Source organism: Blautia sp. AF17-9LB (assembly GCF_003479185.1).
Classification (GTDB): domain Bacteria; phylum Bacillota; class Clostridia; order Lachnospirales; family Lachnospiraceae; genus Fusicatenibacter; species Fusicatenibacter saccharivorans.
In genome coordinates this window covers 21,280-35,124 of sequence record NZ_QUGU01000003.1, presented here as the reverse complement: position 1 = coordinate 35,124, position 13,845 = coordinate 21,280, and the positions used below count along the sequence as shown (strand labels likewise).

Annotated in this window: 11 protein-coding genes; 1 reads left to right on the top strand and 10 read right to left on the bottom strand. The window is 48.0% G+C overall.

Annotation, left to right across the window (positions count from 1 at the left end; all coding sequences use genetic code 11):
* Positions 1-18: 18 nt before the first annotated feature.
* From DWX00_RS04375 to DWX00_RS04355, 5 genes are all read right to left on the bottom strand, one after another.
* Positions 19-1,476, bottom strand: coding sequence for a radical SAM protein (locus tag DWX00_RS04375; protein WP_118594711.1), 1,458 nt, complete (start codon positions 1,474-1,476; stop codon positions 19-21).
* 230 nt (positions 1,477-1,706) lie between these two features.
* The gene (locus DWX00_RS04370; RefSeq protein ID WP_117800885.1) at positions 1,707-2,165 is read right to left on the bottom strand and encodes a hypothetical protein; all 459 of its coding nucleotides are present in this window, start codon (positions 2,163-2,165) and stop codon (positions 1,707-1,709) included.
* A 323-nt stretch (positions 2,166-2,488) separates the two neighbouring features.
* Positions 2,489-3,823, bottom strand: coding sequence for an aspartate--tRNA(Asn) ligase (aspS, locus tag DWX00_RS04365; RefSeq protein WP_330416916.1), 1,335 nt, complete (start codon positions 3,821-3,823; stop codon positions 2,489-2,491).
* A gap of 387 nt (positions 3,824-4,210) precedes the next feature.
* Entirely contained in the window at positions 4,211-5,383 is a 1,173-nt protein-coding gene (locus tag DWX00_RS04360; protein ID WP_022463295.1) for a metallophosphoesterase, read from the bottom strand.
* A gap of 93 nt (positions 5,384-5,476) precedes the next feature.
* Complete coding sequence (locus DWX00_RS04355) at positions 5,477-6,277, bottom strand: PHP domain-containing protein (RefSeq protein WP_117812860.1); 801 nt, start codon at positions 6,275-6,277, stop codon at positions 5,477-5,479.
* Between the two features lie 296 nt (positions 6,278-6,573).
* Here DWX00_RS04355 and DWX00_RS04350 point away from each other — a divergent pair, with 296 nt between their 5' ends.
* Positions 6,574-7,596: a hypothetical protein gene (locus DWX00_RS04350; RefSeq protein ID WP_118594710.1), complete on the top strand. Its 1,023-nt coding sequence runs from the start codon at positions 6,574-6,576 to the stop codon at positions 7,594-7,596.
* Between the two features lie 21 nt (positions 7,597-7,617).
* Here the strand turns inward: DWX00_RS04350 and DWX00_RS04345 are convergent, their stop codons facing one another.
* From DWX00_RS04345 to DWX00_RS04320, 5 genes are all read right to left on the bottom strand, one after another.
* The gene (locus DWX00_RS04345; protein WP_055218182.1) at positions 7,618-8,166 is read right to left on the bottom strand and encodes a TetR/AcrR family transcriptional regulator C-terminal domain-containing protein; all 549 of its coding nucleotides are present in this window, start codon (positions 8,164-8,166) and stop codon (positions 7,618-7,620) included.
* 120 nt (positions 8,167-8,286) lie between these two features.
* A complete protein-coding gene (locus tag DWX00_RS04340; RefSeq protein WP_226906309.1) occupies positions 8,287-9,885 on the bottom strand; it encodes a sensor histidine kinase in 1,599 nt (532 codons plus the stop codon).
* Entirely contained in the window at positions 9,882-10,565 is a 684-nt protein-coding gene (locus DWX00_RS04335) for a response regulator transcription factor (RefSeq protein ID WP_055218183.1), read from the bottom strand. Before DWX00_RS04335 ends, DWX00_RS04340 begins: the two co-directional genes overlap by 4 nt.
* Positions 10,566-10,823: 258 nt before the next feature.
* On the bottom strand, positions 10,824-11,927 hold the full coding sequence (locus tag DWX00_RS04330) for a glycerol dehydrogenase (protein ID WP_117801211.1): 1,104 nt from the start codon (positions 11,925-11,927) through the stop codon (positions 10,824-10,826).
* Between the two features lie 550 nt (positions 11,928-12,477).
* The gene (locus DWX00_RS04320; protein WP_118594709.1) at positions 12,478-13,767 is read right to left on the bottom strand and encodes an ATP-binding protein; all 1,290 of its coding nucleotides are present in this window, start codon (positions 13,765-13,767) and stop codon (positions 12,478-12,480) included.
* Positions 13,768-13,845 lie beyond the last annotated feature (78 nt).

Here is a 13,845-nt window from a genome sequence, read left to right as displayed (position 1 = left end):
TTCGATTCATCGATCGCATTATCCGCGGATTCCGAAAAGAATCTCCTCTGTGGAAGCTTTTGCCTCCTCGTCCAGGTTCTCTTTCTTATAGTTCTCATATCTCTGTTTGTGATGCGGATTCTCTGCCCACAGCTCGTCTGCGGCTTTTTTCCACTCAGCAGCATACAGATCACATTTTCCGCACAGATGCTCTGCGCTCTCCGGAGACTGCAGGTCGGTTGACTTCGCGCCGGTCTTCTCTACCATCTCACGCAGCAGTTCCGGATTTTCGAGCATCGGACATGGACGCAGGTGGTTGCGGTTGAACGGCTGTCCATCGCGGTATGCCTGGAACAGCGGCTGCTGCAGTGCTTCGATCAGGGAAACTTCGTTGATGTTGGCGCCGGAGTAATGGATGAAAACACACGGCTCCACATCGCCGTTTGCATTGATATGGCAGTAGTTTCTTCCTCCTGCGATACAGCCTCCGACAAACTCACCGTCGTTCTGGAAGTCCATAACAAAGATCTGTTTGTCACTCTTATCGGAACGGATCTCACGCAGTCTGTGATAGATATATTTTCTCTGCTCAACCGTCGGCATCAGCTCCGGTGCAGCGTCCATGCCGACCGGCATGAAGTGGAAATACCAGCTGTAACGGCATCCGTGCTCGATCAAAAGATCCAGGAACTCGTCACTTGTAACGGTCTCGAGGTTTGCTCTTGTGTAGCAGATGGAAGTACCAAAAAGCAGACCGTGTTTTTTCATCAGATCCATGGCTGCCAGAACTTTATCGAAAATACCCTCGCCGCGGCGTCCGTCGTTGACCTCCTCGAAGCCTTCCAGAGACAGGGAGAAGGAGATATTGCCGAGCTTCTGAACCGCCTCACAGAACTCCTCGTCGATCAGGGTTCCATTGGTGAAGCAGTGGAATTCACAGTCATGATGCTCTTCTGCCAGACGCAGGATGTCTTTTTTGCGCACAAGCGGTTCACCGCCGGTGAACATGTAGAAGTAGGTTCCCAGCTCTTTTCCCTGGCTTATGATATCAGAAAGTTTCTCATAGGAAAGATTCAGCTTGTGGCCGTATTCTGCTGCCCAGCATCCGGTGCAGTGCAGGTTACAGGCACTTGTCGGGTCCATCAGCATCGTCCATGGGATGTTGCAGTTGTATTTTTCACGGTTCATACGGATCTGTTTCGTTCCGACGAAAGCTGCCTGGAATCCCAGGTTCAAAGCAGTCATTTTGATCACCTGCGGATCCAGCTCGTCCAGTCCGCGGTTGACATACTGTACCCATTTGTTGTCCGGATTCTGCAGCATGGTGCGGATATTGTCGAACGTTTTCTCCGCAAACATATTTCCGGTAAATTTCTGTACAAAATCCGTCAGATTCAGCAGTGCTTTTGTTCTGTCATCTCCGTGGTTCACATATTTTAAAACACCATCGATCGCAGCGCCTGCAGCGGCTCTTTCTACTTTCATTTTTGCATCCATTGTTCACGATCTCCTTTGTAATAGTTTAATATTTTCGCCCGGAATTGATCTGGTTTTGAATACCACATCCTGGCTTTTTCTCATTATATTCTCCATATTTGGAAAATACAACCCAAAATTCCCTCGTTTTGGACATATCAAAAAAAGTGTCCCACGCGGGAACACTTTTTCCTGTTTTTCTCTTTCTGTTATGTTTCACATTGCATTTTCGGATTCACACAGGGCATTTCCTAATTTTCGATCAGAACCGCACGGATCGGGCCGCCGTATTGGTGTTTCTTTTGGATCGGCGCAGCCACGAGAAAATAATGACCAGAGGTCACTTTCTCCAGATTCAGATTTTCAACAATCACCGTGCCTTTTTTCAGTAACTGCTGATGAACATCATTCCCTGATGTCTCATTTCCGACGGTTTCCTGCTCCACACCGAGCAGCACCAGTTTTTTCTCTGCCAGGTAATCTGCCCCATCGCGTGTAATCTGCGCATCGCCGCGGATCAGGAGACGTTCACAGTCTTCTTCCATGACCTCCTCGAGCACTTCTCTTGTCACTTTTCCCTCAAGCTCCGCCACCTGACAGATGCCAAGTGACCGGTCGAGCGTCGTCTGCGCCGTTCCTTCCTCCGTCATCAGATGACGCGGCGCGTCCATTGCGGAAAACTGCTCTCCGGAAATGTCATATAATTTCATATTTTCCTATCCTCAAACCGGGAAACTCCCGTCTTTCTTTTTTCCAATATTTGCCGATACTGCCAGATTCTGCCGGCAGCCAAACCTTGTTTAGTATAGCCTATTTTCGGACGCTTTACAAGGCTCATTTCTGCAAAAATTCTGACTTTTATACAGCAATCCTGTCTGCAATAAACAATTTGTCATTTTCACTCCCCTGATGTATAACAGAAATATCCAAACGGTTACGCTATCTTTCAAAAGGGAGGGAAATCTTATGAAACTCCGGCTAAGCCCGTGGATCTGCGCCACGGCTTCGCCGGAGTTTTTTACACTCTTCTGGTTTACGGAATCAGACGGTGAATGTCTCTTGGAAACAGGGATGCGTTCCGCACATTTTCAAATCCGAGAAGCCGTGCCGTAAACCGCTCCAGCCCAAGACCGAGGCCGCCGTGCGGGGGCATGCCACAGCGGTGCATCATTAGATAGCTCTCAAACGCTTCAACATGCATGCCGCGGCTTTCGAGCTTTTCCACCTGCTCCCGGTAATTGTGGATGCGCTGGCCGCCGGTCGTCACCTCAAGGCCGCGGAACAGAAGGTCAAAGCTTTCCGTCTCTGCCGGATTTTCTCTGCTGTCCATCGCGTAGAACGGGCGCTTGGCGCTTGGATAATGTGTCACAAATACGAAGTCACTGCCTGTCGTTTTCTTCACGTATTCGCACAGCAGTTTTTCCTCCTCCGGTTCAAAGTCCAGTTTCTCCGAAAAGGCTCTTTTGTATACGCGGCTCACCAGCTCTTTCGCCTCGGAAAAACGGATTCTCGGAATCTCCGTGATCACCGGCACCTCTGCTTTTAAAAGCGAAAGCTCCGCTCCGCATGTCTCCTGCAGCCGTCCAAATGTGTACCGCAGCATTTCCTGCTCCATCGCCATGATGTCCTCAAAATTCTCGATATAGCCCATCTCAAAGTCCACGCTTGTATATTCGTTCAGATGACGCGCCGTGTCGTGCTTCTCCGCCCGGAAGACCGGTGCGATCTCATAGACACGCTCGAAGACGCCGACCATCATCTGCTTGTAAAACTGCGGGCTCTGCGCCAGATATGCCCGTTCGCCGAAATACGACAGGGAGAAGATATTAGCTCCGCCCTCGGCTCCCGCTGCTACGAGCTTCGGTGTGTGGATTTCGGTGAAGTGCTGTCCATCCAGAAATTCGCGGAACGCCTGACAGATCCTGGCCTGAATCTGGAAAACCGCGCGCTCTTTTTCATTTCGCAGCGTGATAGGCCGGTAGTCCAGCAGGTTCTCGATGGAAGTGTTGACCCGCTTCTGGTTGATGACAACCGGCGGTACTTCTTCCGGCTCGGAGAGGATTTCCACGTCTAACAGATGCAGGTCATACCCGCTTCTGGAACGCTCTTCACGGATCACCTCCGCGGTAAACCGGACACACGCCTCTTCTTTTAATTCCTCCAATGCAAACCGTGCATACGCCGGCTCGTACACGCACTGTACCATCTGCCGTTTCGTCCGAAGCAGCACAAATGCAAATGAGCTCATTTTTCGGATTTTGTAAATGCTTCCATGTAGCCGCACGATTTCGCCGATGTGTGCTCCTAACTGCTCTGCTTCGAGTTCCTCTGTTTTTCTTACTTTTACGGTATTCATTTCTGTCTTCATAGTCTTTTCTGCCTTTCTGTTCTGATTTTTCTTTATCGCCGCAAAATCAGCAGAAAATCCATATGGACATAATCTGTATGTCCCATACGATCACAACCCTTCTCTGATGTAAATTTCAAGTCATTCCCGCATGGATAAAAAATGGCAAAGAAAAACCACACGGGGTATTTCTTTTTCTCCCGGTGTGGTTTCCCTTTGCCTTATCTTCCACACAGGTACAACACAATCAGCGCCTGTACCTGTGAAGTATAGTAGTCTTCACTCTGATACAAGCGCTATCAATCGTCGTCCCTGTGCATCTGTACGCTGTGCATCTCGTTCATCGTTGATAACCTCTGTTTCGTAGTTTTGTTGTATTATAATTCTGCGTTCCGGTTTTGTCAACCCTTATTTTCCGTAATCGATGATCACCACTTCCGCTTTCGTCCCGATCCGCATCGGCGGTCCCCAGAGACCCACGCCGGATGTGACGATGCTGTACATGTCTCCGACTTTCTTCATCCCGCAGGCATTCTCCCACATCAGGCCGGTAAGGATATTGCCTGGGAAGAGCTGTCCGTCGTGCGTATGGCCGCCAAGATCAAGGTCTGCGCCTGCCTCTGCCAGCTCGGTCAGCTCCGACGGCTGGTGGTCAATCACAAAAACTGGAAGCGACTGGTCCAGTCCGGTAAGCAGTTCGGACGGCGTGTCGCGTGTCTCCTGCGTTTTGCGGATCCGGTCGGGATCTTTTCGGCCCGCCAGATAAAAGGCATCATCGATACAGACCACATCATCCTCCAGCAGATGAATCTTCGCGCGGTCCAGAAACTCACCGAACCGGCGGTCGGCGATGCGCTCCTCCTTCGTCTCAAACGTAAAGCCCGCGAGAATCTTCTCATCGAGATCGTGGTTGCCGTAGCAGGCGTACGTGCCGTACCGGCTCTTTAAGCCCGCCAGAAGATCCGCCACGCGGTCCGGCTCATAGATGGCATCGTACTCATTATCAAAAATATCCCCGGCAATCACAACGACATCCGGCTCCTCAGCATTAATTTTTTCCACCATCTCTTCCATCTGATGACTGCCGATGCTGTACCCCAGATGAAGATCTGCGACGAGAGCAATTTTCAGATGTGCATCCTTTTTCGATGGAACCTCATATCGTGTCGTGTAAATATGGACTGCATGCACCATTCCGTAGATGCACATTCCCGTCACAAAAAGGATCGCGCCAAGGCCGACCGCTTTCAATCCCATCGGAGAATACAGCCAAGTTTTCGTCAGTGCCGTATGCGCAAAAATGAAGCGCAGCAGCACCAGAATCGCGGTGAAGCCAAGAAAATACAGATACATGCCAAGCCAGCAGTTGCTGATGACCTTTAAAATCCGGTGAACGGGATCTCTTTTGATCAGAAAGCTCGTCAGCAGGGAAAGTGCAAAAAATGCATACAGCACCAAAATGACACCCAGCACGGCCGGATGGCGGAACAAAGGATGCACCTCCTTCATCCACCGCAGCAGCCAGTAGGCGGTAAATACATTTGCCAGTATGTAGACCGGCGCAAGAAATATTGCAAGCATACGTATGTTTCCTCTCTTTTTCGATTCAAATACAGGGCAGGAAAAAGCGTGCCGAACGAAACGTTTCCGGCACGCTTTTTTGCCAGGCATTCATCAGAGTTTTTTCTCTATGATATCAAACAGCTCACGTCTCCGCTTCCGCCAGCGCCAGCCATTTGCAAGTTTGTTGTAGAAATAGAACGAATCCACAAGCACCATGTTCAGGCGGCCGATCCGGTCTTTCGTCGTTCCGTTATAATGTTCTCCGCCGCATTCGATCTGCGGGCACGTTTTTACGTAGGCGATCAGATCATCCTCACTTCTGATGGTATCCGGCAGCTCGGTGTACGCTTTTCCGATGCAGTTCAGCCGGTGCGCATCGCTTCCGCCAAAGCCGGGCTTATTGAATTTCTCCGCCAGCCGTTTCGCTTTTGCGTTCGTCTCCGCGCTCTCACACGCATTGAAAATTTCAACAAAATCGAACTGCGGGAGAAGCTGGGCAATCCGCTGCTGATACTTTTTCTTCCGTTCATTCGTGCTGATCATGCTCATAAATTTTTCGCCGTACGGATGCGCCGGTCCTAAAATTCCGCCGTACGCATGGACGATCTTGACAAGGATCGATCCCGGCAGGCCGCGCAGCTCCAGAATTTTTAATTTTACGCCGAACGGCATAATCACAAGAATGTGGCCGCAGTCGCACGTATCGTACTCAACACCTTTTAATACCACAAAATCCTGGTGTGCTCTTCCCTTGATGGCATTCTTCCACTCGCGGTATCCGTCATAGGAATCGTGGTCGGATACCAACATTCCTCCAAATCCTTTTCGTTTCAGTGTTCGGATGTACTCCTCAATCATGACTTTTCCATCCATCGAACCCTCTTTTGTGTGGCAGTGCATATCAAATTTCATGCAAAACGCCTCCTTTTATCTTCCATGTTCGAAAACCATTTCGTTTTTCCTATTTTTCTGGAATCGTTTCGGATGGTTCCGCCGCGTTTTTGGCGCGGCAGAATCGATAGTTTGTACCATCTAACTTTATTTTACCACTTTTTCCACAAAAGAAAAAGAAATTTCTTCTGAAGATCTGGTAAATTTTCCTTAAGGAATGGAGTTTTTAGACAATTCCTGTTCTTTGTCCCTGTTTTTACCGTGTTCTTTTTGCTATGATAAAAACAGCTTATTTTACTTGATCGGAGGAACACATTATGAATTCACAGGACATTACCCGCGCACTGATCGACACAACAGTTGCACGCGCGATGGTGGAGATGGACGCAGATCCGAAACGCAGCGTCCGCAAGCTCTGCGATCTTGGCCGCCAGTTTTCCCGCGGCCGCTTTCAGAATCAGATTTTTGCCATTTTTCAGGATCTTCTGCGCAACGATGAAAGCCCGTATTATCAGGCGATCGACTTTCTGCTGCGCAGCAACGATCCGGAAGCGCTTCGTCAGTTCGGCATCAACATCGGCTACAACAGTTTTACCTACGGTGCGCAGATTCTGCGCCAGAAGCAGAAAGAACTTTCCTTTGCTGTTCCCTGGGTTGTCAAGCTCCGTCTCGACAGCCGCATCCCGGACACTTACGATTCCTCGTTTTTTGCATCCGTGGTCAGAACCGGTCTGACATACGGCATCTACTCTTATCAGCTCCGCTCCATGGATCATCATGAGGATATGGAATCCTACCTTGCCGTCATCCAGTCGCATCCGGAATGCGCGTTTCTTTGGTTTCTTTCCGATACGCCGCTTACCGAAAAACAGCAGAAACTGCTTTTATCCTGCCCGAACCTGATGGTTTCTCTTCCAATTGATGCCCCCTCAACGGCTTCCATGGCAAAAGCCCTGCGCCGTCAGAAAACGCTGTTCGGTATGCACAAAGTCTATCAGGATGCAGATGCTGCCGCTTATCTGCTCTCTTTTGACCACCTGTATTCCCAGATGGAACAGAGTGTCTTTTTCTTTCTGGTCGCAGATGATTCGTGCTCAAAAGAAAGTATCCGGGCTGTTTCCGATGTTGTTCAACAGTACCGCTTCACCCCCATACAGCCATTCTTCCCGATCGAAGTGCAGGAAGACTCCCGCAAAATTGAGCAGATTATCACCGCCCATCCGGCGTATCTGCTGCTTCTGCCGGATCACATGGCCCGCACACTCGATACGCCCACCGTTTCCTTTGAAGAGTTGTCTCTTCGGAATATATTTTACCGTGAACTGCTCGCAGATGCATAAAAGTACAGCCAAAGCGGAATTTTATTTCTTTGGTTCCGCTTTGGCTGCTATTTTTTCTGATGATCTGCATATCACTTCTTTCAGTTCTTCGACAAACGTTTCCGGTTCCAGCTCGCTTTCCATGGAAAACCAGCGCAGAACCGCGGTCAGGAAGGCATCACAGAAGAACGTTACAAACAGTTTCTGATTCTGTACCTGAAAGAGATCCTGTACAAAAAACGCCATGACCGGCTCGAGCATCTCGTAAAAGTAATCCTTAAAACTGTTCTGCCCTTCGATCCTCAGGGCACTCTGGTAAAATGCTTTATTCTGATAGAAAATATTGCAGACCGCCACCAGCACATCCCATTCATTCTCAAAGTTCTTTCCGCCCATGTTTGTCAGAAAGTCCACATAAAAGATCCAGTTTACCAGATCGTATTTATCTTTAAAATGATAATAAAAGCTTTTCCGGTTCAGACCGCATTCCTCGCAGAGATCTGAAATACTGATTTTCGCAAAAGACTTGCATACCATCAATTTTTTCATTGCATCTGCAAGCGCACTCTTTGTACTGTTGGAATCCGCCATCTCTTTTCTCCCTCTCTTTTCGACCGTTTGTGCTATTATTCTACACCATCTTTTTCCTTTATGCAAGAAAAGCGCACCAGGAAAAGGCTGTATTTCCTTTTTCTGGCACGCTTTTTGCAATCATGCTTCTTCCGTTTTTCCATCTGCCTCCAGTGTGAACCAGAATGCCACACCGTTGTCGTAATTCTGGCAGCCGCACTGCTGCTGGAAGGAATCCATAATGGCTTTTACGATGGAAAGGCCGATGCCGCTTCCGCCGTATTCCCTTGTTCTCGCTTTGTCCACCTTGAAGAATTTCACCCATACCTTGTCGAGATCCTCCTCCGGGATCGGGTCCCCGGTATTGAAAACGGTTGTCTTTACGACATTCCCTTCTTTTTTGCAGGTGATCTCAATCGTGTGGTCGTAGTCCAGATGGTTTAGGGCATTCGTCAGATAGTTGGTGATAACCTCCTCGACTTTGAATTCATCGCCCCAGACATAGAGCGGGTCGCCGCCGGTAAAGAGCACTTTTGCCTCTTTCTGGCGGATCAGGATGTCGGAGGACTGCAGCACGCCTTTGATCACGGCGTTCAGATCGAACCGTTCCATATTGACCTGATCCTCACCGAACTCGAGTTGGTTCAGGTTCAGGAGTTTTTTGACCATCTCGTTCATCTTTGCCGCCTCGTCGATGATGACATCACAGTAGAACTCGCGGCTTTCCTCATCGTCGTTGATGTTGTCTTTCAGGCCTTCCGCATAACCCTGAATCAGAGCGATCGGGGTTTTCAGCTCATGTGTGACATTTGAGAGGAACTCGCGGCGCATTTCATCAATCTGCGTTTTTTTGTCAATATCTTTCTGCAGCTCAACGTTCGCACTTTTCAGCTCGGAAATCGCCTGCTCAAGCTGTTCGGACATGACATTGAAGTTGTTTCCAAGCTCGCCGATCTCGTCTTTTCCGCCGCTCACGTAGCGGGCATCGAAGTCAAGGGCTGCCATTTTTTTCGAAATTTCAGTCAGCTCCTGCACCGGACGGACGATCTGGCGGGTGATGATCCAGATCACAATGGCACCGATGATGATGATCGGAATGCCGATAAAGAGGTAAAACTGGTTGGAAAGGCCGACCGCATCCGTGATGCTCTCCAGCGGGCATCTTGCAAAGTAGCAATTTCCATTGTCAAACCAGCCGATGATCTGCAGATACTCGGCATCGGCGTGGCTGTCGTAGAATTTCTGGATCTGATAGTTGTCTTTGCTGTCAACGACTTTGGTATTTGCCTGCTCGTTTCCGCTGATCAGGCCGAAGATCAGGGTCTGGAGGCTCTGGCGGTCGGTTGCGTTGGAATAGACGAAGCTGCTGAGCTCCGGTCCGGTAATAATGACTTTCAGGTTGTTGGTAGCGCAGAACTGCTCGAAGGTATCAGGGATATTGTCGCTGTCTCCGCCTGTCGCATTCAGTTTCTGAAAGCTCTCTGCCAGAATGTGTTCTTTATCCCGGATATAAAAGGACCCGAGAAAGAAGTAATTGATCAGGCCGATGATAAGCAGGGTAGCTGCCATGGTCGCAATAAAAGTGTAGGCAATTCGTTTTTTGACGGAGTGTTTTCTTCCCTTTTGTGGCATTTTCAAGTGAAACCGGTGCTTTTTCTCCGTCTGGTTTCCCATTGTCACACGGGAATCTTCTGCAGGCATCTCCATGGAAGTCTCATTTTGTTTTTCTGTTCCGTTCATGATTCGTCCGCCTCGAATTTATAGCCCATGCCCCAGATGGTCTTGATTAAATCGCCTTTGTCGCCCATTTTGCTGCGAAGTTTTTTGACATGGGTGTCGATGGTGCGGGCATCGCCGTAGTAGTCGTAGTTCCAGACGTTGTTCAGGATTTTTTCTCTGGAGAGGGCGATTCCCTGGTTTTCGAGGAAGTAGGTGAGGAGTTCGAATTCTTTATAGCTTAACTCCATTGGTTTTCCGTCGATGGATGCCATGTGGGCGGCTTTGTCGATGCGGATGCCGCCGGCTTCTAATACGTCGTCTTCGCCGGTTTTGCCGCTGCGGCGCAGGATGGCTTCGACGCGGGCGACGAGGATTTTCGGGGAGAATGGTTTTGAGATGTATTCGTCTACGCCGAGGTCAAAGCCGAGGAGTTCATCGCGTTCTTCGCTTTTGGCGGTGAGCATGATGATCGGGACTTTGGAGTTCTGGCGGATTTCGCGGCAGACCTGCCAGCCGTCCATTTTGGGCATCATGACGTCGAGGATGATGAGGGCGATGTCTTTCTGGGCGTAGAAGGTGTCTACGGCCTGTTCGCCGTCACCGGCTTCGATGACGTCGTATCCGGCTTTTACTAAGAAATCTTTGACGAGTTTGCGCATGCGGCTTTCGTCGTCTACTACTAGGATTTTTAATTTTTCCATGAGTTTTGTCTCCTTTATATGACGGACGGAAAACGCCCGGCTGCCCACCCGCTCGTGCTTTTTCCTGATCTCGTTGTGTTTTTATGTTTGATATTTTTACCATTTTACTTTAACATGGGTTTATGTTTTTTCTGTGAAATGGGTGAGTTTATTTTAACATATAGGAAGGGAGTTGGAAACTTCTATTTTTTGTATTGATTAAATTTGGGTATGAAAAAAGATCTCCTGGGGTTGGCAGAAGATCTTTTTTCATACGGGTTATTCTTCTTCGTCGAGATAGTATCTGCCGTAGGCGTCGGCTGCTTTAATGGCGGCGAAGACGGTCTCCGGGGTTACTTCGAATGGCATGTTGTGGAGGGTGTCGTTCTCTGCGCATGCGGTTTTGGCTACTTCCATGAGCTGGTCGTCGGTTACGTTTCCGGCACCGAGTTCAGCCAAGGTGACTGGGAGACCGACTTCGATGCACCATAAGATGATGTCTTCGAGTTCATCAAGCGGTACGTTTTCCAGGACGAGCTGAGTCAGGGTTCCGAAGGCTACTTTTTCACCGTGGTACATGTGATGGCATTCCTCGAGTACGGTAAAGCCGTTGTGGATGGCGTGGGCTCCTGCGAGGCCTGCGCTTTCAAAACCGATTCCGGAAAGGAGGGTGTTGGCCTCGATGACTTTCTCGACTGCCGGGGTGCATACGCCGGCTTCAAGAGCGATTTTGGCTTTTACGCCTTCTTCCATCAGAGTGTCAAAGCAGAGTTTCGCGAGTGCCATCGCTGCCTCGGTTGTTTTTCCACCGGCGCAGGAAGTAGCTCCGCTTCTCTGGCAGGCTCTTGCTTCAAAATAGGTGGCAAGTGCATCACCCATTCCGGCTACGGTCAGGCGGACTGGAGATTTTACGATGATGTCGGTATCCATCAGAACCAGGTTCGGGTTTGCCGGAAGGAAGAGGTATTTCTCGAATACACCCTCTTCTGTGTATACAACAGACAGTGCGCTGCACGGTGCATCGGTCGATGCAATGGTCGGGCAGATGAATACTGGTGTTTCTGCGTAGTAGGCAACTGCTTTTGCGGTATCAAAAATTTTGCCTCCGCCGACACCGATAACCAGATCACAGCCTTTTTCTTTCACGATAGCAACCAGACGGTTGATCTCACTCTCACAGCACTCGCCGTTGAAATAATCAAAAACAACGTCGCAGTCGCTTCCCGCAAAGCTTTCTTCGATCATTGCTCCGATCCGTCTGTAGCCTCCCTGGCTGATCAGAACCAGTGCTTTCTTTCCGCATTTTGCCGCATATGTTCCGATGTTTTTCATTTCCCCTGCGCCCTGTAAATATTTAGAAGGGCTAATTAAAATTTTTGCCATTTCTCTTACGCTCCTTTTTTGTTTTTTGAACGTCAGCCTCCGCTTCTGGCGTTTTCTGCGAAAAATGAGTTTACCGCAGAACTTGTCTTTATTATAATAACTGCGCTGTAAAATTGCAAGAATATTTCCATCCAAAATGAACCCCGGAAGTTCACATATTTCCCCGGGATTTTTCGGTTTATTCTGCCTGATCGTAAATGATTTTGCAACGCAGCAGTCCTGTGCGTCGTTTGGGTAGGTATACGGTGCAAACAGATAGACAACTGTCGGGGCATCGTAAAAAGCATTCTGGATTGTGCTGTCATCAGCGATGCTGTCGGCTTCGAGAATTTTGTCCATTTCTTCCTTTTTGATCTTCTCCGGCTGGTAAAACGGGTGGAACGTCTGGCTTTGATTAAAGTAACCGCCCCTCTGATACGTTTTCACGTAAATTGGCTAAGGGTTGGCTGTGTTGACGATCGCATCGGCATGAACTTTTGTGATGTCGTTTCGGATGATTTTAAATGGCATGGGGATCACCTTCTTTCGTGGGATTTATAGCTGTTTTAATTTATAAGTTGCAAACAGCGTATAATGGTATATTTACCATCCGCTCCTGCTCTTTATACTTCAATGTTGAAAATCGAACTGCTTCTTCCGGCTGGAATTTTTCGCAATATGTTTTAAGACTATGGGATCGAATGTTCTGTTCCGCCTTTACTTCAATCGGCACAATACTCTTTGCCTTCTGAATCAGAAAATCCTGCTCGAAAGTTGCTTTTTCATTTCCATAATAATATGGCGTATAAGGGGTATCTGAAATCAACTGCTGCAGAACGTACTGTTCTGTAAGCGCGCCTTTAAATTCAACAAAAATATCGTTCCCCTCCAATATGGATTCTGCTGGCAGTTCACTCATTGCTCCGAGCAGTCCTACATCCAGTACGAATAATTTATATGCATTCATATTTTTATACGCCTTCAGCGGCATATGAGGCTCATTTACCCGGTTGACTTTATATACTAATCCACAATCCAGAAGCCACTGAATTGCTATTTCGAATTCGCTGCTTCTGGCTCCTTTCTTTATCTGTCCAAAGAAAAATTTTTTATTCTCCTTCGCCAGCTGCATCGGAATAGAATCCCATACCATTCGTATTCTTGGGAGAACTTTTGCTTCAATGTGCTTTCCAAAATCACCCTCATACTGCCGTACAATATCACTCTGTATCTGTCGTACCTCTGCATAATCTTTGTTCAGCCGAAATGCATCCACAACTGCTGGCATGCCGCCTGTATAATAATAATTTTTCAGCCAGAACAAATATTTATCCGCAAAATTGTCAATTAAATTGTAATCCTTTGTTTCCAATGCACTTTCCAGCCCTTCTTCGTCCATAGCGCACAGGAATTCTCTAAAATTGAATGGATATAAATCCAGTAAATCTACTTTTCCCACCGGATAGGATATTCCCTCATGAAGCGCCACGCCAAGAAGTGAACCTGCTGCTATTACATGATATTCCGGTGCTTCTTCGCAAAAATATTTCAAAGATTCCAACGCTTTCGGTGCATTTTGAATTTCATCCAGAACAATCAATGTATTCTCTGGGGTGATCGTTACGCCTGATTCAATATTGAGGTTCATAATAATACGTTTTATATCGAAATCCGTATCGAAAACCGCCTGCATTCTCTGATTATTGTAAAAAGAAATGTAGGCGGTTTTTTCATAATATGTCTTACCAAATTCTTTCATTAACCACGTTTTACCAACCTGCCGGGCTCCCATTAAAATCAGTGGTTTTCTGTTACTTTTTTTCTTCCAGTCTAATAGTTTATCCATTGCAAATCGACGCATGTTGACCTTCCTCCATTTCTCTTTTTTATTATTTCACATTTTTCCCTGGTTATTCTTACTCTAATTTAACATTTTTCC